At 41.4% G+C, this 23,653-nt stretch carries 29 protein-coding genes; 27 read left to right on the forward strand and 2 right to left on the reverse strand.

Translation table 11 applies throughout. The annotated features are described in order from the left end of the window. Positions 1 to 14 precede the first annotated feature (14 nt). A complete protein-coding gene (locus tag EJF26_RS01020) occupies positions 15 to 1,637 on the forward strand; it encodes a putative polysaccharide biosynthesis protein (RefSeq protein WP_000064194.1) in 1,623 nt (540 codons plus the stop codon). A gap of 109 nt (positions 1,638 to 1,746) precedes the next feature. Here EJF26_RS01020 and EJF26_RS01025 read toward each other — a convergent pair whose 3' ends face one another. Further along, positions 1,747 to 2,112, reverse strand: coding sequence for a DUF3397 domain-containing protein (locus EJF26_RS01025; protein ID WP_004245897.1), 366 nt, complete (start codon positions 2,110 to 2,112; stop codon positions 1,747 to 1,749). A 91-nt stretch (positions 2,113 to 2,203) separates the two neighbouring features. Here EJF26_RS01025 and mnmL point away from each other — a divergent pair, with 91 nt between their 5' ends. The 7 genes from mnmL to EJF26_RS01060 all read left to right on the forward strand — a co-directional run bounded on the left by mnmL (position 2,204) and on the right by EJF26_RS01060 (position 8,197). Then, positions 2,204 to 3,160: a tRNA modification radical SAM protein MnmL/YtqA gene (gene mnmL / locus EJF26_RS01030; RefSeq protein ID WP_000867027.1), complete on the forward strand. Its 957-nt coding sequence runs from the start codon at positions 2,204 to 2,206 to the stop codon at positions 3,158 to 3,160. Next, entirely contained in the window at positions 3,144 to 3,701 is a 558-nt protein-coding gene (gene mnmM, locus EJF26_RS01035) for a tRNA 5-(aminomethyl)-2-thiouridylate-methyltransferase MnmM (RefSeq protein WP_000828417.1), read from the forward strand. Before mnmL ends, mnmM begins: the two co-directional genes overlap by 17 nt. Then, a complete protein-coding gene (locus tag EJF26_RS01040; protein ID WP_000361095.1) occupies positions 3,694 to 3,948 on the forward strand; it encodes a hypothetical protein in 255 nt (84 codons plus the stop codon). The genes mnmM and EJF26_RS01040 overlap by 8 nt, the downstream gene beginning before the upstream one ends. A gap of 11 nt (positions 3,949 to 3,959) precedes the next feature. Then, positions 3,960 to 6,014 carry a cation:proton antiporter domain-containing protein gene (locus tag EJF26_RS01045; protein ID WP_000173519.1) on the forward strand — a complete coding sequence of 685 codons (2,055 nt, stop codon included), beginning with the start codon at positions 3,960 to 3,962 and terminating at the stop codon, positions 6,012 to 6,014. A gap of 35 nt (positions 6,015 to 6,049) precedes the next feature. Next, entirely contained in the window at positions 6,050 to 6,934 is an 885-nt protein-coding gene (locus EJF26_RS01050) for a YihY/virulence factor BrkB family protein (protein ID WP_000759523.1), read from the forward strand. An 89-nt stretch (positions 6,935 to 7,023) separates the two neighbouring features. Beyond that, the gene (locus tag EJF26_RS01055) at positions 7,024 to 7,476 is read left to right on the forward strand and encodes a MarR family winged helix-turn-helix transcriptional regulator (RefSeq protein ID WP_000055211.1); all 453 of its coding nucleotides are present in this window, start codon (positions 7,024 to 7,026) and stop codon (positions 7,474 to 7,476) included. A 13-nt stretch (positions 7,477 to 7,489) separates the two neighbouring features. Continuing rightward, on the forward strand, positions 7,490 to 8,197 hold the full coding sequence (locus tag EJF26_RS01060) for a B3/B4 domain-containing protein (protein ID WP_000864839.1): 708 nt from the start codon (positions 7,490 to 7,492) through the stop codon (positions 8,195 to 8,197). Between the two features lie 61 nt (positions 8,198 to 8,258). Here EJF26_RS01060 and queA read toward each other — a convergent pair whose 3' ends face one another. Further along, entirely contained in the window at positions 8,259 to 9,287 is a 1,029-nt protein-coding gene (queA, locus tag EJF26_RS01065) for a tRNA preQ1(34) S-adenosylmethionine ribosyltransferase-isomerase QueA (RefSeq protein WP_025168939.1), read from the reverse strand. Positions 9,288 to 9,434: 147 nt separating this feature from the next. Between queA and EJF26_RS01070 the strand changes: the two genes are divergently transcribed. From EJF26_RS01070 to pstA, 19 genes are all read left to right on the forward strand, one after another. After that, a complete protein-coding gene (locus EJF26_RS01070; RefSeq protein WP_000864606.1) occupies positions 9,435 to 10,142 on the forward strand; it encodes a glucosamine-6-phosphate deaminase in 708 nt (235 codons plus the stop codon). Positions 10,143 to 10,243: 101 nt separating this feature from the next. After that, on the forward strand, positions 10,244 to 10,861 hold the full coding sequence (locus tag EJF26_RS01075) for a class I SAM-dependent methyltransferase (RefSeq protein ID WP_004245813.1): 618 nt from the start codon (positions 10,244 to 10,246) through the stop codon (positions 10,859 to 10,861). Positions 10,862 to 10,874: 13 nt separating this feature from the next. After that, entirely contained in the window at positions 10,875 to 11,498 is a 624-nt protein-coding gene (locus EJF26_RS01080) for a Type 1 glutamine amidotransferase-like domain-containing protein (RefSeq protein ID WP_000811176.1), read from the forward strand. A gap of 159 nt (positions 11,499 to 11,657) precedes the next feature. Continuing rightward, positions 11,658 to 11,834: a 30S ribosomal protein S21 gene (rpsU, locus tag EJF26_RS01085; RefSeq protein WP_000048054.1), complete on the forward strand. Its 177-nt coding sequence runs from the start codon at positions 11,658 to 11,660 to the stop codon at positions 11,832 to 11,834. A gap of 131 nt (positions 11,835 to 11,965) precedes the next feature. After that, complete coding sequence (hprK, locus tag EJF26_RS01090) at positions 11,966 to 12,901, forward strand: HPr(Ser) kinase/phosphatase (protein ID WP_000115188.1); 936 nt, start codon at positions 11,966 to 11,968, stop codon at positions 12,899 to 12,901. Next, on the forward strand, positions 12,894 to 13,682 hold the full coding sequence (lgt, locus tag EJF26_RS01095; protein WP_000609722.1) for a prolipoprotein diacylglyceryl transferase: 789 nt from the start codon (positions 12,894 to 12,896) through the stop codon (positions 13,680 to 13,682). The genes hprK and lgt overlap by 8 nt, the downstream gene beginning before the upstream one ends. Further along, positions 13,683 to 14,066, forward strand: coding sequence for a DUF948 domain-containing protein (locus EJF26_RS01100; RefSeq protein WP_000895034.1), 384 nt, complete (start codon positions 13,683 to 13,685; stop codon positions 14,064 to 14,066). 15 nt (positions 14,067 to 14,081) lie between these two features. After that, positions 14,082 to 14,480, forward strand: a complete 399-nt coding sequence (locus EJF26_RS01105) for a YtxH domain-containing protein (protein WP_000517387.1) — start codon at positions 14,082 to 14,084, stop codon at positions 14,478 to 14,480. Positions 14,481 to 14,552: 72 nt separating this feature from the next. Then, positions 14,553 to 15,683: a radical SAM family heme chaperone HemW gene (gene hemW, locus EJF26_RS01110; RefSeq protein ID WP_001170081.1), complete on the forward strand. Its 1,131-nt coding sequence runs from the start codon at positions 14,553 to 14,555 to the stop codon at positions 15,681 to 15,683. Between the two features lie 4 nt (positions 15,684 to 15,687). Next, positions 15,688 to 16,425: an acyl-[acyl-carrier-protein] thioesterase gene (locus EJF26_RS01115; protein WP_000524797.1), complete on the forward strand. Its 738-nt coding sequence runs from the start codon at positions 15,688 to 15,690 to the stop codon at positions 16,423 to 16,425. Between the two features lie 10 nt (positions 16,426 to 16,435). Further along, positions 16,436 to 17,209 (forward strand): TIGR01457 family HAD-type hydrolase, encoded by a 774-nt coding sequence (locus EJF26_RS01120; RefSeq protein WP_000323535.1) that lies wholly within the window; start codon positions 16,436 to 16,438, stop codon positions 17,207 to 17,209. Continuing rightward, positions 17,199 to 17,819, forward strand: coding sequence for a TIGR01906 family membrane protein (locus EJF26_RS01125; RefSeq protein WP_000850616.1), 621 nt, complete (start codon positions 17,199 to 17,201; stop codon positions 17,817 to 17,819). The genes EJF26_RS01120 and EJF26_RS01125 overlap by 11 nt, the downstream gene beginning before the upstream one ends. 197 nt (positions 17,820 to 18,016) lie before the next feature. Beyond that, positions 18,017 to 18,418 (forward strand): Spx/MgsR family RNA polymerase-binding regulatory protein, encoded by a 402-nt coding sequence (locus EJF26_RS01130; RefSeq protein WP_004246303.1) that lies wholly within the window; start codon positions 18,017 to 18,019, stop codon positions 18,416 to 18,418. After that, a complete protein-coding gene (locus tag EJF26_RS01135) occupies positions 18,419 to 18,697 on the forward strand; it encodes a UPF0223 family protein (RefSeq protein ID WP_001041969.1) in 279 nt (92 codons plus the stop codon). After that, entirely contained in the window at positions 18,687 to 19,460 is a 774-nt protein-coding gene (locus tag EJF26_RS01140) for an inositol monophosphatase family protein (protein ID WP_000448238.1), read from the forward strand. The genes EJF26_RS01135 and EJF26_RS01140 overlap by 11 nt, the downstream gene beginning before the upstream one ends. Then, positions 19,461 to 20,765 carry an RsmF rRNA methyltransferase first C-terminal domain-containing protein gene (locus tag EJF26_RS01145; protein WP_001160234.1) on the forward strand — a complete coding sequence of 435 codons (1,305 nt, stop codon included), beginning with the start codon at positions 19,461 to 19,463 and terminating at the stop codon, positions 20,763 to 20,765. Between the two features lie 213 nt (positions 20,766 to 20,978). Continuing rightward, positions 20,979 to 21,857: a phosphate ABC transporter substrate-binding protein PstS gene (locus EJF26_RS01150; RefSeq protein ID WP_000746354.1), complete on the forward strand. Its 879-nt coding sequence runs from the start codon at positions 20,979 to 20,981 to the stop codon at positions 21,855 to 21,857. Beyond that, the gene (gene pstC, locus EJF26_RS01155; protein ID WP_001070951.1) at positions 21,857 to 22,774 is read left to right on the forward strand and encodes a phosphate ABC transporter permease subunit PstC; all 918 of its coding nucleotides are present in this window, start codon (positions 21,857 to 21,859) and stop codon (positions 22,772 to 22,774) included. The genes EJF26_RS01150 and pstC overlap by 1 nt, the downstream gene beginning before the upstream one ends. After that, positions 22,764 to 23,648, forward strand: a complete 885-nt coding sequence (gene pstA / locus EJF26_RS01160; protein WP_000543050.1) for a phosphate ABC transporter permease PstA — start codon at positions 22,764 to 22,766, stop codon at positions 23,646 to 23,648. Before pstC ends, pstA begins: the two co-directional genes overlap by 11 nt. Positions 23,649 to 23,653 lie beyond the last annotated feature (5 nt).

Here is a 23,653-nt window from a genome sequence, read left to right on the forward strand (position 1 = left end):
TGAATGAGGAAGCTATGTCTAACGAAAACAATCACCAGCAAGCCCAGATGTTGCGAGGGACTGCTTGGCTAACAGCTAGTAACTTTATTAGTCGCCTCCTTGGTGCTATCTATATTATTCCCTGGTATATTTGGATGGGGACTTATGCCGCCAAGGCAAATGGTCTCTTTACCATGGGTTATAATATTTACGCCTGGTTCTTGCTGATTTCGACAGCGGGTATCCCGGTTGCGGTTGCTAAACAAGTGGCTAAGTACAATACTATGCGAGAAGAAGAGCATAGCTTTGCCTTGATTCGGAGTTTTCTAGGCTTTATGACGGGCTTGGGACTAGTCTTTGCCTTGGTCTTGTATCTCTTTTCTCCCTGGTTGGCAGATTTATCAGGCGTGGGGACAGACCTAATTCCTATCATGCAGAGTTTGGCTTGGGCAGTTCTGATTTTTCCATCTATGAGTGTTATCCGTGGCTTTTTCCAAGGGATGAATAACCTGAAGCCCTATGCTATGAGTCAAATCGCCGAGCAGGTGATCCGTGTTATCTGGATGTTGCTGGCTACTTTTATTATCATGAAGATGGGTTCTGGTGATTACTTATCAGCGGTTACTCAGTCTACCTTTGCTGCCTTTGTGGGAATGGTGGCTAGTTTTGCAGTCTTGATCTATTTTCTTTCCAAGGAGGGACTGCTCCAAAAGGTATTTGAAACACGGGATAAGATCAATAGCAAGCGACTCTTGGTTGATACCATCAAGGAAGCCATTCCCTTTATCCTGACAGGATCAGCCATCCAGCTCTTCCAGATTTTAGACCAAATGACCTTCATCAATAGCATGAAGTGGTTTACCAACTACAGCAATGAAGACTTGGTTGTCATGTTTTCTTATTTCTCCGCCAATCCTAATAAAATCACCATGATTTTGATCTCTGTTGGTGTCTCGATTGGAAGTGTCGGCTTGCCACTTTTGACGGAAAATTATGTCAAAGGTGATTTGAGAGCCGCTGCTCGCCTAGTTCAAGATAGTATGACCATGCTCTTTATGTTTCTCTTACCAGCAACAGTTGGAGTCGTCATGGTAGGGGAACCTCTCTATACAGTCTTTTATGGCAAGCCAGATAGTCTGGCCATGGGCTTGTTTGTCTTTGCGGTTTTACAGTCTACTATTTTAGGTTTGTACATGGTCTTGTCTCCTATGCTTCAGGCTATGTTCCGCAATCGCAAGGCAGTGCTTTACTTTGTCTATGGTTCCCTTGCCAAGCTAGTCTTGCAGTTACCAGCTATTGCCATTTTCCACAGCTATGGTCCCTTGATTTCAACGACTATCGGTCTCATCATTCCAAATGTTTTGATGTACCGAGATATTTGCAGGGTAACAGGTGCACGTCGTAAGATTATCTTAAAACGGACAATTTTAATTATGATTTTGACAATGGTCATGTTTATTCTGGTTGGTTTTCTACAGTGGATTTTAGGATTTTTCTTCCAACCAACGGGACGCTTCTGGAGTTTCCTTTATGTAGCTCTCATCGGAGGTCTCGGGGGAGGACTCTATGGTTTAATGAGTCTTGGCACTCACCTATTGGATAAGATTATTGGTAAACCTCAAGCAGACCGCCTACGAGCAAAATTTAAACGATCTTAACAAAATAGATTTATAACTAAAAGAAAAGCTAGCTCCTTGTTAAGTGTCTGGGTTAGCTGACACTTAATTTCCATAAATTAAAATCCCTAGAATCAGTTGTTCTAGGGATTTATTGGGGTGTGAGCATCATTAATTCTACAATCATAGCGATATAGAGGACTAAGGTTAGGAGAAAACCCGCTCTCCAGAAGAATTTGATAAATTTAGGGTAATAAAAACTTCGTTTTTTGAGTAGGAAAAAGACAACTAGGAGGATTGCTAGGAGAGAAAGTGCAACACCAAGTCGTGGCAGAAAGTTGTGGGTAAAGGCTTTGGCAGTGATAAGATAATACTCGAATACCAAAAGTGGAAAAGCTAAATCCGCAAAGTTCAGTCCTAGTTTTTTCAGTTTAAAAAGTTTTGTTACAATGATGGAGACCACGAGGGTTAGTACCAACAATAAAATAGCTGCTATTTTCATTAAAATCATACCCATATTGTATCATAAAAAATCATTAAAGGAAACGAGAAACAAGGGAATTTGTAGGAAAGTCAGGCTTTTGAGATTGTGGGTGTTTTTTGTTATAATGAAAGTTATGAAATCTTATAATACCTTGAATGATTATTATCGAAAACTCTTTGGAGAAAAGACTTTTAAAGTTCCTATTGATGCGGGATTTGACTGTCCAAATCGGGATGGAACTGTAGCTCATGGGGGCTGTACCTTTTGTACGGTTTCGGGTTCTGGAGATGCCATTGTAGCACCAGATGCCCCTATCCGTGAGCAATTTTATAAGGAAATCGACTTTATGCACCGCAAATGGCCAGATGTTCAGAAGTATCTGGTTTATTTTCAAAATTTTACCAACACCCATGAAAAGGTGGAAGTCATCCGAGAGCGCTATGAGCAGGCTATCAACGAACCGGGTGTAGTAGGGATCAATATCGGAACGCGCCCAGACTGCCTACCAGACGAAACCATTGAATATTTGGCTGAGTTATCGGAACGCATGCATGTGACGGTAGAATTGGGCTTGCAGACCACCTTTGAAGCAACCTCTGACCTGATTAACCGTGCCCATTCTTATGAATTGTATGTGGAAACAGTAAAACGCTTGAGGAAATATCCCAAGATTGAGATTGTTTCCCATTTGATTAACGGGCTGCCCGGTGAGACTCATGAGATGATGGTTGAAAATGTCCGTCGCTGCGTCACGGATAATGATATTCAAGGAATTAAACTGCACTTGCTCCATCTCATGACCAATACGCGTATGCAAAGAGATTACCACGAAGGACGCTTGCAACTGATGAGTCAGGACGAGTATGTCAAGGTTATCTGTGACCAGTTGGAAATCATTCCCAAGCATATCGTCATCCATCGAATCACGGGAGATGCGCCTAGAGATATGTTGATTGGTCCCATGTGGAGCCTCAATAAATGGGAAGTGCTAAATGCTATTGAAACTGAAATGAGACGTCGTGGAAGTGTGCAAGGATGCAAGGCTGTAAAACAGGAGTTTAAAAATGAAAAGACCACTTGAGATGGCGCATGATTTTTTGGCTGAAGTTGTGACAAAAGAGGATATCGTTGTGGATGCGACCATGGGCAATGGTCACGATACGCTTTTTTTAGCCAAGCTAGCCAAGCAAGTCTATGCCTTTGATATCCAGGAGCAGGCTTTGGAGAAAACCAAAGACCGTTTAAATGAGGCAGGTTTAGAAAATGTCCAGTTGATTTTACAAGGGCATGAGACACTGGACCAATTTGTGACAGAAGCTAGGGCAGGGATTTTTAATCTTGGTTATTTGCCTTCTGCTGACAAATCCGTCATCACCAGACCCCAGACTACTATTGAAGCTTTAGAGAAACTTTGTCATTTGCTTGTCAAAGGGGGACGGATTGCCATTATGATTTACTATGGTCATGAGGGAGGAGACAGCGAGAGGGATGCCGTGTTGGATTTTGTTAGCCAGTTGAACCAACAAGAGTATACAGCTACCATTTACCGGACACTCAACCAAGTTAATAATCCACCGTTTTTAGTTATGATTGAGAAATTAGAAAGATATAGACATGGATAAACAATACCTACGTGAGAAATTAGAGGCTATGCGCCAAAATTTTGTTGAGTCAACGCATCACGAGAGAGCAGTCGGGGTGCTTGACGAAGCACATATGAGCAAGAAAATGCTCAAAATCAAGAAAAAATTAGTGGCTCTTGAAATGGAACGATGTCAGAAAAAAATTGAGCACAAAGACTGTTCCAAGATTGATCAGAAAATCCAAGAGCAGAAGGAGATGTTTGAATTTTGTTGTAAAAAAGACTAAGGAGGGTCTAGATGACACTACTAATTTACCTGATTCTATTTTTATTAGTCTTAATCGTTTCAACTACGACCAATAAACTTCTGCCATTCTTGCCCCTCCCCCTAGTACAAATCCTTTTGGGACTTGGCATTGGTCTTTTTTTGCCCAATACTGACTTTCATCTCAATACAGAGCTGTTTCTGGCCATGGTTATTGGCCCCTTACTTTTCCGAGAGGCAGAAGAAGCTGATATTACATCTGTTTTAAAACACTGGCGCATCATTGTCTACTTAATCTTTCCAGTAATTTTCATCTCGACCTTGAGTTTGGGAGCCTTGGCTCATTTCCTTTGGCTCAGTCTTCCCTTAGCTGCCTGTTTGGCTGTTGGGGCAGCGCTTGGTCCGACGGATCTGGTAGCCTTTGCTTCTCTTTCTGAACGTTTTCGTTTTCCCAAACGGGTTTCCAATATCCTAAAAGGAGAAGGCCTTTTAAATGACGCTTCTGGTTTGGTTGCCTTTCAGATGGCTCTTGCTGCTTGGACAACAGGAACTTTTTCTATTGGTCAGGCTGGAAAGTCCTTGGTTCTCTCTATTCTGGGTGGTTTTGTAGTCGGTTTTGTGACGGCTATGGTCAATCGTTTCTTGCATAGTTTTTTACTGAGTGTGCGAGCGATAGATATAGCCAGTGAACTATTGCTAGAGCTAAGTTTGCCACTCATGACCTTTTTTATCGCAGAAGAGTTTCATGTTTCAGGGATTATCGCAGTTGTAGTTGCAGGGATTTTGAAGGCCAGTCGTTTCAAAAAAATCACGCTCCTCGAAGCTCAGGTAGATACTGTTACAGATACTGTTTGGCATACCGTGACCTTTATGCTCAATGGTTCTGTCTTTGTCATCTTGGGAATGGAATTGGAAATGATAACAGAACCTATCCTGACTAACCCCCTTTATAATCCCTTACTACTATTAGTATCGGTAGTTTTGCTGACATTCTTACTTTTTGCCATTCGCTTTGTCATGATTTATGGCTTCTATATTTGGAGAACTCGACGGCTCAAGAAAAATCTTCGTAATTACATGAAGGATATGCTTCTTTTGACCTTCTCTGGTGTAAAAGGAACGGTCTCTATTGCAACCATTCTTCTCATACCTAGTAATTTAGAGCAGGAGTATCCTCTCTTACTTTTCCTTGTAGCAGGTGTCACGCTGTTAAGCTTTCTAACAGGTCTCTTAGTTCTTCCCCACCTTTCCGAGGAGCAAGAGGAAACCAAGGATTACCTCATGCACATTGCGATTTTAAATGAGGTCACAGCAGAATTAGAAAAAGAACTGGAAGGGCATAAGAATAAACTTCCCCTTTATGCAGCTATTGATAATTATCACGGTCGAATTGAAAACCTAATCCTTAGTCAAGAGAACAAAAGCGCCCAAGAAGACTGGGAGGCTTTAAAACTCCTCATCTTGAGTATCGAAAGCGATGGTTTGGAGCAGGCTTACGAGGAAGGGAAAATCGGTGAGCGTGGTTATCAAGTTTACCAACGCTATCTGAAAAATATGGAGCAAAGCATCAATCGCAAGGTTGCTTCCCGCCTAACATATTACTTCCTTGTATCCCTCCGTATCTTGCGTTTTGTCCTGCATGAATTGCTGACCTTTGGCCAGGCCTTCCGGAGTTGGGATGACAAGGAGCAACGTAGACTTCGGGCTATTGACTATGATCAAATATCCGAACTCTATCTGGAGAATACGGAGTTGATTATCGAAAGTTTGGAAAACCTAAAAGGAATCTACAAGAGTAGTCTGATCAGCTTTATGCAAGAGTCTCGTCTACGCGAGACGGCCATTATCGGAAGTGGTGCCTTTGTCGAACGTGTTATCAATCGTATTAAACCAAACAATATCGATGAAATGCTAAGAGGTTACTATCTAGAACGTAAGTTAATCTTTGAATACGAAGAGAAGAAATTGATTACGACCAAGTATGCCAAGAAATTACGACAAAATGTCAACAATCTTGAGAATTATTCTTTAAAAGAAGCCGTAAATACCCTACCCTATGATATGATGGAATTAGTCAGAAGAAATTAGTTTAGAAAATCAACTTGTATTAGGAGGATCGCAACATGAAAAAGTGGTGGAAAGAGCTGATGGAACGGCCCTTGTTGAAAGCTTTTTTACATTTTTATCAAGCTTCCGATAGTGAACTGACCAGTGTTGCGGTTGCCTACTATTGGTTGATTTCAATCTTCCCCTTGCTGATGATAATGGTCAATATTTTGCCCTATTTTCAGATTCCGATTTCAAATTTTTTGCTCACCATCAAAGAATTTGTACCAGATACAGTCTATGATGTGGTCGCAAAGATTGCCCGAGAAGTCTTGACTCAACCATCGACTGGTTTGCTGAGTTTTGCAGTCTTGTCTGCCCTTTGGACCTTCTCGAAATCAATGGATTTCCTCCAAAAAGCTTTTAATAAGGCCTATGGAGTGGCCAAGAGCCGAGGAATTATCTCCCATCAATTGATGAGTTTACTCGTCAGCTTTGGCTTGCAAATTCTTTTTGCCCTAGCCTTATTTTTGAGTATATTTGGACGTATGTTGCTCAACCTAGTCAAAACTTACTGGCAATCAGACAGTCCTTTCTTTGATTATCTACAGGACTTTACAGGCCCTTTGATTTATGCCTTGCTCTTTGCCATCTTGGTCATGCTCTACTATTTCCTTCCAAATATCAGAGTCCCTCGTATTCGCTACGTTTTTCCTGGTAGTATCTTTGTTTTGCTGACGCTTGTCTTTCTGTTGAATATCTTTTCTGTCTATTTCAATAACTATGTCAACCATCTGGTCGATGTCCGATTTTTTAGTTCCATTATCGTGGTGGTCATGATGTTCTGGTTTATTCTCATCGCAAAGATTCTGATTATCGGAGCAGTTATCAATGCCAGTGTACAGAGTTTGAAAGATCCAAAGTTTCGTGATAACACATTCTTTTTAAAAAATGAAGAATAAAAAAAGACGCTTTGTTTTCAAAGTGTTTTTTTATTGCATTTGCAACAAAAATGTGCTATTCTATCATCATAGATACGAGAGGAGGAAACATGTCGTTATTACGCGAAATCGGAATTATAGCCCGTGCCCTAGATTCTATTGCTAATATTGAGTTTCGTGATATTGAACTAGCTCGTGGGCAATATCTTTATTTAGTGCGAATCAAGGAGAACCCAGGAATCATTCAAGAAGTCTTGTCGGATTTACTGAAGGTTGACCGTTCGACAGTTGCTCGTTCAGTAAAAAAACTGGAAGAAAAGGGGTTAATAAAACAAGGAATGACCAGTACAAATCGGAAAAATAAAGAGTGGTTTGTCACTGAAAAAGGAGAGGCACTTTATCCTTTTATCCTTGCTGAACATCACTATTCAGAGAATTCTGCCCTAAAAGGATTTTCCAGGGAAGAGGCCAGAGAACTGGAGAGCCTACTAATTCGGGTTAGAAAAAATATTACAAGTGATTGGGATATGGTTAAAAAAGGCCAGAAAAGAAATTATTTATAATAAGAGGTGAAAGATGAAAGTTATCGTTGAAAATGAATTTTGGAGCTTGTTTCCAGAAGCACAGATTAGCATTTTAGTAGTAAAGGGATTAGATAATACAGTTGATGAAAGCAAGGATCCCTATTTCAAAACCTTGCTAGGTAAGGGAGCTAAACGAGCTGAGGATTTCATTTCGGATGAGAATTTTACTCAGAATGATGTCATTCAAGAATGGCGTCAGGCTTTCAGCAAGTTCAAAACGAAAAAAGGAGCACGCTCCTCTATAGAAGCTCTGCTTAAAAGGGTCAGTCAGGGAAGAGAGTTTAATCCCATCAATCCCTTAGTAGACATCTATAATAGTGTCTCTCTATCTTATGCTGTTCCCTGTGGTGGCGAAGATGTGAACAAGATTGTAGGCAATCTTCATCTTGGTCAGGCTAAGGGAGGAGAACCTTTCTTTCCACTAGGAGCTGAAAACGATGCTCCTGCACTTCCAGAAGAGCTGATCTATTATGATGATGAGGGAGCGGTTTGTCGCTGTCTCAACTGGAGAGAGGCGCAGAGAACCATGCTGACAGAAGAGACAAAAGATGCTGTCTTAGTGATTGAAGCGATCAATGCTGAACAGGCAACACGTGCTCGGGCTGCTATGGAAGAATTACAGGACTTGGTAAAGGATTACTTTGGTGTTCAAGGCAAACTGGTTCATCTGACTTCTGAGTCCCCAGAAATTACACTTTAAACAGAAATAGCCCTGTCATCTCTTAGGAATAAACTATCCTAAAGAAATGACGGAGCTATTTTTAATAGATAAACATAGCATCACCAAAGCTAAAGAAGCGGTATCGTTCTTGAATAGCATGGTGGTAAGCATCTAGGACTAAGTCACGACCGGCAAAGGCAGAAACTAGCATAACAAGAGTTGACTTGGGTAGGTGGAAGTTGGTTGAAAAAGCATCCACAACCTTCCAGTCGTAGCCTGGCTTGATAAAGATATTGGTCCAGCCAGAATCTGCTTGGATTTGCCCATCAAACTTGGAACCGATGGTTTCCAGTGTGCGGATCGAAGTAGTTCCAACAGCTATAACACGACCTCCATTTTCCTTGACAGAGCGAAGGGTGGCTGCGGCTTCATCAGAAAGTTGGTAGAACTCTGAGTGCATTTCGTGTTCGTCCAGATTGTCAACAGAAACGGGTCTAAAGGTTCCTAAACCAACGTGGAGCGTTAAATAAACCAAATGGACACCCTTGGCTTGGATTTCTGCTAGCAGTTCTTTAGTAAAGTGGAGACCAGCAGTAGGTGCGGCAGCAGAACCACTTTCTTTAGCGTAGACCGTTTGATACCGTTCACGGTCATCTAGTTTTTCATGGATATAAGGCGGTAATGGCATTTCACCTAGACTTTCCAAAACTTCTAGGAAAATTCCTTGGTATTCAAAGCGGACAATGCGGCCCCCGTGGGTCAATTCTTCCGTAACGACAGCGCTGAGGCGACCATCACCAAAGTTGACACGAGTGCCAACCTTGAGGCGTTTGGCAGGTTTGGCTAGGACTTCCCACTCATCACCACTAGTATTTTTGAGCAGGAGAAGTTCCACATGGCCTCCTGTTTCTTCCTTTTGACCATAAAGGCGGGCTGGTAGAACACGGGTGTCGTTCATGACAAGGGCATCACCTGGTTCCAACATATCGATAATGGAGTGGAAGTGCTTATCCTGAAATTCTCCCGTCTCACGATTGACGATGAGGAGTTTGGAGGCATCTCGTTTTTCAAGTGGTGTTTGGGCAATCAATTCCTCTGGCAAGTGGAAATCAAAATCAGCTGTATTCATTTTTTTCATCATTCTTTCTAACTTCTAATTTTATCCATTATAACACGTTTCAAGTTTGGACGCTCTTTTTTTGGAAATTAAATCGTTTTCACTTGACAAAAATTGGTCTATACCATATAATGAATATAGAAATATGGAGGATATAAAATGAAAGTTATTAAAGTTGAAAATCAAGTCGAAGGTGGAAAAGTAGCTTTTGAGATTTTGAAGGAAAAATTGGCCAATGGTGCTCAGACTCTAGGACTTGCGACAGGAAGTAGCCCGCTTGAATTTTACAAGGAAATCGTTGAGAGTGACCTTGATTTTTCAAATCTAACCAGTGTAAACCTCGATGAGTATGTAGGGCTTGATGGGGACAATCCACAGTCTTACCGTTACTTTATGCAAGAACACTTATTCAACCAAAAACCATTTAAAGAAAGCTTCTTACCCCGTGGGATTAAGGACAATGCTGAAGCTGAGGTAGAACGTTACAACCAAATTTTGGCTGACCATCCTGTTGATTTGCAAATCTTGGGAATTGGTCGCAATGGACATATCGGTTTTAACGAGCCTGGCACTCCATTTGACAGTCAAACGCATCTAGTCGAACTTGACCAATCTACAATCGAAGCCAATGCTCGCTTCTTTGACAAGATTGAAGACGTCCCAACCCAAGCCATTTCAATGGGAATTAAAAATATCTTGGATGCCAAGTCAATTATCCTCTTTGCTTACGGTGAGTCGAAAGCAGAAGCCATTGCTAGAACAGTATCAGGCCCAGTAACTGAAAGTCTACCAGCAAGTAGCCTGCAATATCACCCTGATGTGACTATTATCGCAGATGCTGAGGCACTCAGCCTGCTTGAAAAATAAAATTAGGACCATTTGCTCTTTGGAGTGAGTGGTTTTTTACTTCAAATGTTTACTGTTCTGCTAAAGTGGTATAATATAGCTATACAGGGGAGGATCGAACTTTGGTTTATATAATCAGTTTTATTTGTTTTTTACTTTTAATGTTACTGTTTTTTCGTCTCATTCAGCAATCAAAGAACCCTTCGGGCTTTCTAGGAAAACGAATGATGAAATTGTGGAATCGAGCCTATCTCCCCATGTTTGTATGGGCAATTCGTCATCTGGATAGGACATTTTACCCTGTAATCTTAGATGTAGGAGTTGGAAATGGCCGTTCAACCATCCTACTGAAAGAAACTTTTCCGCAAAGTACCATAACTGGAATCGATATTTCAGATGCTGCAATAGCTCAAGCCAAACAGATAGAGATAACTAATTTAAATTTTGAACGAAGAGACGTTAGGGAGACAGGCTTTTCTGATGAAAGTGTTGATTTAATCACAGCCTTTCAAACTCATTTTCATTGGCAGGATCTAGAGGCTTCTTTTATAGAACTTCGAAGAGTACTCAAATCAGACGGGATGCTCTTGCTGGCTTGTGAATATAACAAGTTATCTTATTTTTTACCAGAGGTTCAAAGCGAAGAAGCATTTAGACGATTCTTGTTATCAGTAGGCTTTGAGGTCATAACTAGTCAAAGAAAGGGATCGTGGATCCTTTATAAAATTGTTAAAAACTAATGGAGGTACAATCATGAAACAATTATTTTTATGTTCATACTTTGCTGGAGTCAAAAAGCTTTTTAGCGATTATGCAAAGGAAAAGAATCTAGAAAACAAGGTTTTATTTATTCCTACCGCTGGGAACAAAGAGGATTATACTGCCTATATCGATGAGGCTCAGCAAACATTCAGAGATTTAGGATTTGAGATAGCGGTTCTAGATATTGCTTCTTGTGATCGAGAAACTGCACAGGCAAAGATTTTCCAAAGTAAGATTCTTTATATCTCAGGCGGGAATACCTTTTATTTATTGCAAGAATTAAAGAAAAAGCAACTCCTATCTCTCATCAAAGAGCAAATAAGAGATGGGTTGGTCTATGTGGGAGAATCAGCAGGGGCTATCATTACCGCCAAGGATATTGACTACAATAAACTCATGGACGACAAGACGGTAGCGAAAGAGTTATCGGATACAGCGGGATTGGATGAAGTGGAGTTTTACATCCTTCCACATTATGGTGAGGAGCCTTTTACTGATAGTAGCAAGAAGACCTTTGAAACCTATAAAAATCAGCTCGACTTAATGCGAATGAACAATTCACAAGCTGTTATTGTAAATGATAAAGAAATAAAAGTTGTTTCTGAACAGGATTAAAATAAATTTCTTTTTGCTATTATAATGTCCATTCTAATACGTTGCCTCTCTAAAAAAAGAAAGTGAAGATAATATAAGTTTATAGCCGTTTTTCCCTTGACATTTATTCATTTTGCGTGTAGAATAGAATAGATCTTGAACTTGAAGGGAGTGAAAAAAATGTCTAAAACAGTAGTACGTAAGAATGAATCTCTTGACGATGCACTTCGTCGTTTCAAACGTGCGGTTACTAAAGCTGGTACTCTTCAAGAAACACGCAAACGTGAATTCTATGAAAAACCTTCTGTAAAACGTAAACGTAAATCAGAAGCAGCTCGTAAACGTAAAAAATTCTAATTTGAAATGAAAGGCTAGAGAAATCTAGTCTTTTTATTTTTAAATAAATACTGTAAATCCTGCAAAAAAAAGGAAACTTCCAACTACAATTTGATATAATAGTAGGGAGAACTCGATTGAAGGAGGAAATTATGTCGGTTTTAGTAAGAGATGTCATTGAAAAGCTCAGACTAGATATTGTCTATGGTGAAGGCGAGTTACTTGAAAAGGAAATCAACACTGCGGACATTATGAGACCAGGTCTTGAAATGACGGGCTATTTTGATTACTATACTCCAGAACGGATTCAACTGTTAGGGATGAAGGAGTGGTCCTATTTGGTCGCTATGCCTGCCCATAACCGTTATCAAGTTTTGAAGAAAATGTTTCTACCTGAAACACCTGCTGTCATCGTTGCTCGTGGCTTGGTAGTGCCAGAAGAAATGTTGAAAGCTGCTAGAGAATGTAAGATTGCGATTTTAACCAGTCGAACATCAACTAGTCGTTTATCTGGAGAGTTATCTAGCTACCTTGATTCCCGTTTGGCTGAACGTACGAGCGTGCATGGTGTCTTGATGGATATCTATGGCATGGGTGTCTTGATCCAAGGGGATAGTGGTATCGGTAAGAGCGAGACGGGTCTTGAGCTTGTGAAACGTGGACACCGTTTGGTAGCAGACGACCGTGTAGATATCTTTGCCAAGGATGAAATGACCCTTTGGGGAGAGCCCGCTGAAATTTTGAAGCATTTGCTTGAGATTCGTGGAGTGGGTATTATTGACGTGATGAGTCTCTACGGAGCAAGTGCTGTAAAAGATTCTTCACAAGTCCAGTTGGCTGTTTACTTGGAAAATTATGATACCCATAAGACCTTTGACCGTCTAGGAAATAATGCCGAAGAACTAGAAGTTTCTGGTGTAACGATTCCACGTATCCGCATCCCAGTAAAAACAGGACGCAATATCTCAGTTGTTATTGAGGCGGCAGCCATGAACTATCGCGCTAAGGAAATGGGCTTTGATGCGACGCGTTTATTTGAAGAACGCTTGACTAATCTCATCTCCAAAAATGAGGTGAAAGATGATTAATCCAGTCGCATTTGAAATCGGTCCTTTTTCCATTCGTTGGTATGCTTTGTGTATTGTGGCTGGCTTGGTCTTGGCTGTCTACCTTGCCATGAAAGAAGCTCCTAAAAAGAAAATTCTATCAGATGATATTTTGGATTTTATCCTGATTGCTTTTCCGGTAGCTATTTTAGGTGCTAGACTATACTACGTACTCTTTCGCTTAGATTATTATCTGCAAAATCCAGGTGAAATCATCGCCATCTGGAATGGTGGTTTGGCCATTTACGGAGGTTTGATAGCAGGGGCTATTGTCCTTTATATCTTTGCAGATAGAAAGCTGATCAATACTTGGGATTTCTTAGATATTGCAGCACCGAGCGTCATGATTGCCCAGAGTTTAGGGCGCTGGGGGAACTTCTTTAACCAAGAAGCCTACGGTGCAGCGGTAGATAGTCTGGATTATTTGCCAGGCTTTATCCGTGATCAGATGTACATTGAGGGGAGCTACCGTCAGCCGACCTTCCTATATGAGTCGGTTTGGAATCTGATTGGTTTTGCTTTGATTTTGATTTTTAGACGAAAATTAAAGGGAATCAGACGTGGTCATATCACTGCTTTCTACTTGATTTGGTATGGCTTTGGTCGTATGATTATCGAAGGGATGCGGACGGATAGTCTCATGTTCTTTGGCCTACGAGTTTCCCAATGGTTATCAGTTGTCCTTATCGGACTCGGTATTTTTATCATACTTTATCAAAATCGAAAGAAAGCCCCTTTCTATCATACAGAGGAGGAAAACTAAATGTTAGAAGTTGCATATATTCTTGTTGCGATTGCTTTGATTGTCTGTTTAGTCTATTTGACAATCACGATTCAAAAAGCAGGTCGTATGATTGATGAGACAGAGAAAACCATCAAAACGTTGAGCTCAGATGTGAACGTTACCTTGCATCAGACCAATGAATTGTTGGTTAAGGTCAATGTGTTGGCAGACGATATTAATGTCAAAGTTGCGACGATTGATCCACTCTTTACGGCGGTGGCGGACTTGTCTGAGTCAGTATCTGACCTCAACCAACATGCACGTGTCTTAGGCAAAAAAGCTTCATCTGCTGGTTCAAAGACCATTAAAACAGGTGCAGGCTTGTCCGCTCTTCGTTTCGCAAGTAAAATTTTCAAAAAATAAAAAAGGAGAAATCTTATGGGAAAACTATCCTCTATCCTTTTAGGAACGGTTTCAGGTGCAGCTCTTGCCTTGTTCTTAACCAGTGACAAGGGCAAGCAAGTTTGTAGTCAAGCTCAGGATTTTCTAGATGATTTGAGAGAAGATCCAGAATATGCTAGAGAGCAGGTTTGTGAAAAACTAACAGAAGTGAAGGAACAGGCAAGGGATTTTGTGCTGAAAACAAAGGAACAAGTAGAATCTGGTGAAATCACTTTTGATAGTGTCCTTGACCAAGCTAAAAACTGTGCTCGACAAGCGACAGAAGCGTCAAAAGAAACCTTTAACAACCTCAAGGAGCAGTGGCAAGAACAGTCAGCAACTCCAGACGTTGCTGAAGACCAAGAAGAAATCATCATCGATATTACTGAAGTATAATGCATCACCATCTCTGATTTTTGGAGATGGTGATTTTTATCTGCAGCCTGTCTTTGTGGTATAATAAATACTATGCAGAAAAAACCAACGTCAGCCTATGTGCACATTCCCTTTTGTACCCAGATTTGTTATTACTGTGACTTTTCAAAAGTATTTATCAAGAATCAACCAGTAGATAGTTATCTGGAGCATCTGCTAGAAGAGTTTCGTTCTTATGATATCCAAAAGTTGCGAACTCTCTACATTGGAGGTGGGACGCCAACGGCTTTGTCCGCTCCGCAATTAGAGCTGCTCTTAGATGGCTTGACTAAAAACTTGGACTTGTCTGTCTTGGAAGAGTTGACGATTGAAGCAAACCCAGGAGACTTGGACGCAGATAAGATTGCGGTTTTGAAACAGTCACCAGTCAATCGTGTTTCCTTGGGTGTGCAGACTTTTGATGACAAAATGCTGAAAAAGATTGGGCGTAGTCATTTGGAAAAGGATATTTATGAAAATATCGACCGCCTCAAACTCGCTGGTTTTGACAATATCTCCATCGACCTAATCTATGCTCTTCCAGGTCAGACCATGGATCAGGTCAAGGACAATGTAGCTAAGGCTATCTCGCTTGATATTCCTCATATGAGCCTTTATAGCTTGATTTTGGAAAATCATACGGTCTTTATGAACCGCATGCGACGTGGGAAATTGCCTTTGCCTAAGGAGGAACTTGAAGCTGAGATGTTTGAGTACATCATCGCAGAGCTTGAGCGAGCTGACTTTGAGCATTATGAGATTTCCAATTTCTCTAAGCCTGGCTTTGAAAGTCGCCACAATCTCATGTACTGGGACAATGCTGAGTATTATGGTATCGGTGCAGGTGCTTCAGGTTATGTGGACGGAGTTCGTTATAAAAACCACGGTCCTATCCGCCACTATCTCAATGCTGTAGAGGCAGGAAATGCTCGGATAACAGAAGAACACCTGAGTCAAAGGGAGCAGATGGAAGAAGAAATGTTCCTAGGCCTCCGGAAAAAATCCGGGGTTTCCATGGTGCGATTTGAGGAAAAATTTGGACGATCCTTTGATGGACTTTATGGCGAAATCATCAGAGACTTGGTTCAACAAGGTCTTATGCAGATCGATGGTGATCGTGTCCGAATGACAAAGAGAGGTCTCTTTTTAGGAGACACCGTAGCAGAACGATTTATTTTGGAGTAGAACAATGGGTTTAACTTATCAAATGAAAATGAAAATTCCTTTTGATATGGCGGACATGAACGGTCATATCAAACTTCCCGATGTGATTTTGCTGTCCTTGCAAGTATCAGGTATGCAGTCGATTGAACTGGGAGTTAGTGACAAGGATGTGCTAGAACGTTACAATCTAGTCTGGATTATTACAGACTATGCGATTGACGTGGTTCGCTTGCCTCGCTTTGCTGAGGAGATTACGATTGAAACAGAAGCATTGACTTACAATCGTCTTTTTTGCTACCGCCGTTTCACTATCTATGATGAAGCAGGTCAGGAAATCATTCGCATGGTAGCAACCTTTGTTCTCATGGACAGAGACAGTCGTAAAGTTCATGCTGTCGAACCGGAGATTGTTGCTCCTTATCTGTCTGAGTTTGATAAAAAACTCATCCGTGGGCCAAAGTATGCAAATCTAGAAGATCCGATCAGTAAAGACTACCATGTTCGTTTTTACGACTTGGATATGAATGGTCATGTCAATAACAGTAAATACCTAGATTGGATTTTTGAGATCATGGGAGCCGATTTTCTAACTAAGTATATTCCAAAGAAGATCAATCTCAAATATGTCAAAGAAGTGCGACCAGGTGGTATGATTGCTTCATCTTATGAACTCAAGGGATTAGAAAGCAAGCATGAGATTATCAGTGATGGCGAGATTAATGCCCAAGCTATGATTACGTGGCAAGAAATTGAAAGCAATTAGAAAGGACTATATGGCTTATAAAGGTTATTTAATTGATTTAGACGGGACTATTTACAAGGGGAAAGACAGAATTCCGGCAGGTGAGGCTTTTGTGCATGAACTGCAAAAGCGAGAAATTCCCTATCTCTTTGTGACTAATAATACAACTCGAACTCCTGAGAGTGTTCAAGAGATGTTGGCTCAGAATTTTAATATTAATACGCCTCTATCGACTGTATACACAGCAACTCTGGCAACCATCGACTATATGAATGACTTGGGACTGGAAAAGACAGTCTATGTCATCGGAGAAGCTGGACTCAAGGATGCCATTCAGGCGGCTGGTTATGTGGAAGACAAGGAAAATCCAGCCTATGTGGTAGTTGGACTGGACTGGCAAGTCGATTATGAAAAATTTGCGACAGCAACTCTAGCCATTCAAAAGGGTGCTCATTTTATCGGAACCAATCCTGACCTCAACATCCCGACAGAGCGTGGTCTTTTGCCAGGCGCTGGTTCACTGATTACGCTACTTGAAGTAGCAACACGAGTGAAGCCTGTTTATATTGGAAAACCAAATGCCATCATTATGGACAAGGCGGTTGAGCACTTAGGGTTGGAACGTGAAGAGTTGATTATGGTCGGGGACAATTACCTGACTGATATTCGAGCAGGGATTGACAATGGCATTCCAACGCTCTTGGTGACGACAGGTTTTACCAAGGCAGAAGAAGTAGCAGACCTGCCAATCGCACCGACTCATGTAGTTTCTAGCCTTGCGGAGTGGAATTTTGATGAAAACTAAATTGACCTTTTGGGGAAGTATGCTCTTTCTCCTCTCCCTTTCTATCCTACTGACTATTTATCTGGCATGGATTTTCTATCCTTTGGAAATTCAGTGGTTAGGCTTAGCTAATCGAGTCTATCTAAGGCCAGAAACCATTCAGTACAACTTTCATATCTTGATGAATTACCTGACCAATCCCTTTAGTCAGATCTTAGAGATGCCGGATTTTCGTTCGTCAGCAGCAGGTCTGCACCACTTTGCGGTGGTGAAGAATCTTTTCCACTTGGTTCAGCTAGTCACTTTGGTGACACTACCATATTTTTATTTCTTTGTTAAAAATATTGTAAAAAAAGGCTTCCTAGCACTCTATCGTAAAAGTATCCTGACTTTATTAGTTTTACCTCTGGTCATCGGGTTCGTAGGTATTTTGATTGGTTTTGAGCAATTTTTTACTCTTTTCCATCAAATTCTCTTTGTGGGAGATGATACCTGGCTATTTGATCCCGCAAAGGATCCCGTTATTTTGATTTTACCAGAGACCTTCTTCCTCCATGCTTTCCTTCTCTTCTTTGGACTCTATGAAAGTTTCTTTGGCTTTCTTTATTTGAAAAGTCGTAGAATACTTTAATGTGTTGCATTGATAAAACAGAGATGAAGTTAAAAATTCTTACGAGGAGTGAATTAACTTCATTGGAATTGAGGTATTCGTTCGCATACAGTCTATTTTTCTAGAAAAAAATAGGCTTTTTTCTAGAAATTGCTAGTCAAGCGCTTTATTTTTTTGTATAATAAGAATAGTAAAGTATAGATAAAGAAGAGAAAAGCATGATTACACTATTTTTATCACCGAGCTGTACATCATGTCGTAAGGCAAAGGCCTGGTTAGAGACGCATAAAGTTCCTTTTGAGGAGCACAATATTATGACCAGTCCTTTAACAAGAAAAGAATTACAACACATTCTTTCCTTGACCGAAAATGGTACTGATGACATCATTTCAACTCGTTCAAAAATTTTTCAAAAATTGGATATTGATGTAGAGAGTATTTCGGTATCGGAGTTGCTTCAGTTGATTGAGCAATATCCTAGTCTTTTGCGTCGCCCAATTATTATAGATACCAAACGCATGCAGATCGGTTTTAATGAAGATGAGATTCGTGCTTTTCTCCCTCGTAGTTACCGTAAACAAGAACTAAAAGAAGCAACATTGAGAGCTGGTATTGGATAGATGAACAAACAGTATAGTTACCCACTAGATTTGTCGTGGAGCACTGAAGAACTTGCTTCAGTGCTTTCTTTTTTTAATGATGTTGAAGCTGCCTATGAAGACAAGGTAGAGGCTAAGAAACTGCTAGAATCTTACAAGAAATTTAAGTCTGTGGTTCCAAGCAAAAGCGAAGAAAAACGCTTAGGTCGCGAATTTGAGACGGCTAGCGGTTATTCCTTCTATCGTGCAGTTCAATTAGCAAAAGAAAAAAGAGAAGGGAAGATTTCTCTTGGAAACTAAATTTGAATTTGCCAAGCAGATTGTGCAGGAAGCTGCTGCCTATATTTTGGCTCACATGCAAGAAGATTTGCAGGTTGAGCGCAAGTCTTCGCCTACTGACTTGGTGACGCGTTTGGATAAGGAGGTTCAGGATCTCTTAGTTCAGAGAATTTTGGCATCTTATCCAGAAGACTTGATTTGCGCGGAAGAGGGCTGTTTACGTGCTGCGGTCGGTCAAGGTTCCGTTTGGGTGATTGATCCCATTGACGGTACCAATAATTTTGTTGCCCAGCAGGAAGATTTTGCCGTGATGTTGGCTTATTTTGAGGATGGTGTGGGCAAATTTGGCATCATCTATGATGTCATGAAAGGTGATTGTTACCATGGTGGTAGTGCCTTTCCTGCTTGTCGCAATAATGAGCCCTTACCAACATTTAAAAAGAAACCTCTTCAAGAATTTTTAGTTGCCGGTAACTCAGCTATGTTTGAAACCAATGAGTGGGGCTTGGCAGATTTGGGCCGAGCAGCGTTGGGAGTCCGTGTCTATGGTAGTGCGGCCATTAGTTTTGCCAAGGTTTTATCGGGTCGTCTTCTGACTTATATTACCTACTTGCAGCCATGGGATTACGCTGCGGCCAGTATTTTAGGAGAAAGTCTGGGTTATCGCCTTCTTACGGTATCAGGTGAGCCTGTTGATTTTCAAACGCGTCAGCCTGTCATGATGGTGCCAATCGAGATGCAAGAAGAGATTCAGTCTTATATCTACGAAAGGAAAGAAAATTAAATGCAATTTCCAGAAGGATTTGTTGAAAAATATGAAGCGATACTAGAAGATGAGGCAAGAGATTTTCTTGCCTCTTTTAAACAGGAAGCGGTATCAGCTTTTCGGGTCAATCCCTTAAAAGAAAGTCAGCTATCGTTTGCTGATGCCATTCCCCATACACCTTGGGGGTATTATGGTAAAGTTTCTGGGAAATCTCCAGAGCACGTGACCGGTTTCGTTTATTCACAAGAGCCTGCAGCCCAAATGGTGGCCCAGGTAGCTCAACCAAGCTCTGGTATGAAGGTCTTGGACTTGGCGGCAGCACCGGGTGGAAAATCCACTCAACTAGCAGCCTATCTAGCTAATCAGGGAGTCCTTGTTTCCAACGAAATTTCAAGTAAACGTGCTAAGATTTTAGTGGAAAATATGGAACGGTTTGGTGCTACAAACGTAGTTGTGACCAATGAATCTGCGGACCGTTTGGCCAAAGTCTTTAAAGGATACTTTGATGTGATTGTCCTTGATGCCCCTTGCTCGGGGGAAGGGATGTTCCGTAAGCAGCCAGATGCCATGGATTATTGGAGTACCGATTATCCTAACCAATGTGCCAGTCTCCAAAGAGAGATTCTAGAAGATGCAGTCACCATGCTTGCTGAAGGTGGTCGTTTGGTCTATTCGACCTGTACTTGGTCACCTGAGGAAAATGAAGAAATCGTCCACTGGTTGCTTGATACTTATGATTTTGAATTGCTTCCAGTCGAGCATGTGAACGGTATGGTAGCAGGAATTGATCTTCCTGAAACGGCTCGAATGTACCCTCATCATTTCAAGGGAGAAGGCCAGTTTGTTGCTCATTTGCAGTTCAAGGGACAAAATCCAGCACCCAAATTCAAAGCTAGCAAGACCAATCTCAGTCGCGAACAGCAGAATTTGTGGCAAGAATTTTCCCAAAAACATCTCAAAATATCACTAACTGGCCTTCTACAAACTTTTGGAGACCAACTCTATCTCTTGCCAGAGATGCTACCTGATCTAGGGAAACTTAAAATCGCCCGAAATGGACTTCATCTGGGTACTTTTAAGAAGAAACGATTTGAACCAAGCTTTGCTCTCGGTTTAGCCTTGAAACCAAGTCAGGTGAAACAAAGGGTCGAAATTAAGGATGAGAATTTTGTAAAATATGTGGCTGGGGAAACAGTTCAGCTAGCTGAAAGTCTATCAAATGGCTGGTATCAAGTTGTGGTTCATGGAAACGGTCTGGGCTTTGCAAAAGTTACTGGAAATGTTTTGAAAAATTATTATCCAAAAGGCCTCAGATTCAAGTGAAAAAGCTAGTCAAAGAATCTATTCTATGTTATATTGGAAGTATGAGTTTTTTCTGATAGTCTTTCATTTTTACTTATATTATGTGATGGACCGACTGGTCCTCAATGGGGCTTCCAGTCTATAAATCGTAAACCAAATCTTATCATCACTAATTGATATGATAGGAACAGAAAGAAATCAGAGCATTCATCATTATGTTCAAGGAGAAAAATAGTGAAAAAAAGAAAAAAGCTCGTCCTATCTCTTGCGACTCTTTTGCTGGCAGGTTCTCTAGCAGGATGTGCAAGCTGGATTGATCGTGGAGAAACCATGACAGCCGTCGGTTCAACTGCTCTTCAGCCTTTGGTTGAAGCCGCAGCAGACGAATTTGGTTCAAAAAATATCGGAAAAACAGTCAACGTTCAAGGTGGAGGTTCGGGAACAGGACTTTCTCAGGTGCAGTCTGGAGCTGTAGATATTGGCAACTCTGACGTTTTTGCTGAGGAAAAAGATGGAATTGACGCTTCAGCTCTAGTAGACCACAAGGTTGCAGTGGCTGGTCTGGCAGTGATTGTGAACAAAGAAGTGGCTGTTGAAAATCTCACAACCGAGCAACTTCGCAAAATCTTTACTGGTGAAGTGACCAACTGGAAAGAGGTTGGGGGCAAAGACCTGGCAATTTCAATCATCAACCGAGCAGCAAGTTCTGGTTCACGAGCAACCTTTGACAATGTCATAATGAATGGCCAAGCGGCAATGCAGAGCCAAGAGCAGGATTCCAATGGAATGGTCAAGTCAATTGTTTCGCAAACTCCAGGAGCCATTTCTTATCTTGCCTTTGCTTATGTGGATGACTCAGTCAAGACCATGAAGCTCAATGGGTATGAGCCGACAACTGAAAATGTAACGACCAACAACTGGCCTTTGTGGTCTTATGAGCACATGTATACCCTAGGTCAGCCGAATGAGTTGGCGACTGAATTTTTAAAATTCATCCTCTCAGACGAAGCCCAAACTGGAATTGTTAAGGGGATGGGCTATATCTCTATCAATGAAATGAAAGTTCAAAAGGATGCTTCAGGTACCGTTACAGCAGTAGAAGGAGGTCAATAATGAATCAAGAAGAATTATCTAAAAAATTACTCTCTCCTTCAAAGAACTCTCGCCTTGAGAAGTTTGGTAAAGGTTTGACCTTCACTTGCCTTTCTTTGATTGTCATCATTGTGGCGATGATTTTGATTTTTGTAGCTCAGAAAGGCTTATCGACCTTCTTTGTCAATGGAGTGAATATCTTTGATTTCCTCTTTGGACAAACTTGGAATCCTTCAGGGAAACAATTTGGTGCTCTTCCGATGATTTTGGGTTCCTTTATTGTGACGATTTTATCAGCTCTTATCGCAACTCCCTTTGCTATTGGTGCTGCGGTCTTTATGACAGAAGTATCACCAAAGGGTGCAAAAATCTTGCAACCAGCCATTGAACTCCTCGTCGGTATTCCTTCAGTCGTCTATGGATTTATCGGTTTGCAAGTTGTGGTGCCTTTTGTCCGTAGCGTCTTTGGTGGAACTGGTTTTGGGATTTTGTCAGGTATTTTCGTTCTCTTTGTCATGATCCTACCAACTGTAACCTTCATGACAACAGACAGCTTGCGTGCTGTTCCTCGTCATTACCGTGAAGCTAGTTTAGCTATGGGAGCCACTCGTTGGCAAACCATCTGGCGTGTGACCTTGAAAGCAGCACGTTCAGGTATTTTCACTGCAGTGGTCTTTGGGATGGCGCGTGCCTTCGGTGAAGCCCTTGCTATTCAGATGGTTGTCGGAAACTCAGCAGTTATCCCAACCTCGCTAACAACACCAGCTGCGACTTTGACTTCTGTTTTGACTATGGGAATTGGGAATACCGTCATGGGAACGGTTGATAATAACGTACTCTGGTCACTGGCCTTGGTATTGCTCTTGATGAGTTTGGCCTTTAACAGTGTGATTAAATTGATTACGAAAGAAAGAGGAAAGAAAAACTATGCACGCTAAGAAATTAGATAAACTTGCAACAGCTGTCCTCTATACCATCGCGGGTATCATCGTGGCCATTTTGGCATCTTTGATTCTCTATATCTTGGTGAGAGGGTTACCGCACATCTCTTGGTCTTTCTTGACTGGGAAATCTTCCTCTTATCAAGCAGGTGGGGGTATCGGGATTCAGCTCTATAATTCCTTCTTCCTTTTGGTCATTACCTTGATCATTTCTGTTCCCCTGTCTATGGGAGCTGGTGTTTTCCTTGCTGAGTATGCCAAAAAAGGACCTGTGACCAATTTTATTCGTACTTGTATTGAGATTTTGTCTTCTCTTCCATCAGTCGTTGTGGGGCTCTTTGGTTACTTGATCTTTGTCGTCCAGTTTGAGTATGGATTTTCAATCATTTCAGGTGCCTTGGCCTTGACGGTCTTTAACCTTCCTCAGATGACTCGAAATGTTGAGGACAGTTTAAAACACGTTCACCATACGCAACGTGAGGCTGGTCTGGCCCTTGGTATCTCTCGTTGGGAGACTGTGGTCCATGTCGTCATTCCTGAAGCTCTTCCAGGAATTGTGACTGGTGTTGTCTTGGCATCTGGCCGTATCTTTGGTGAGGCCGCCGCTCTTATCTATACGGCAGGACAGTCTGCACCAGCCCTTGACTGGTCTAACTGGAATATCCTTAGTGTTACCAGCCCTATCTCAATCTTCCGTCAAGCAGAAACCTTGGCTGTCCACATCTGGAAGGTCAACAGTGAAGGAACCATTCCAGATGCTACCATCGTATCAGCTGGTTCTGCCGCCGTGCTCCTCATCTTTATCTTGATTTTTAACTTTGGAGCTCGCAAACTCGGAAGCTATTTACACAAGAAATTAACCGCTGCCTAAAGGAG

The organism is Streptococcus oralis subsp. dentisani (genome assembly GCF_007475365.1).
GTDB lineage: Bacteria > Bacillota > Bacilli > Lactobacillales > Streptococcaceae > Streptococcus > Streptococcus mitis_AX.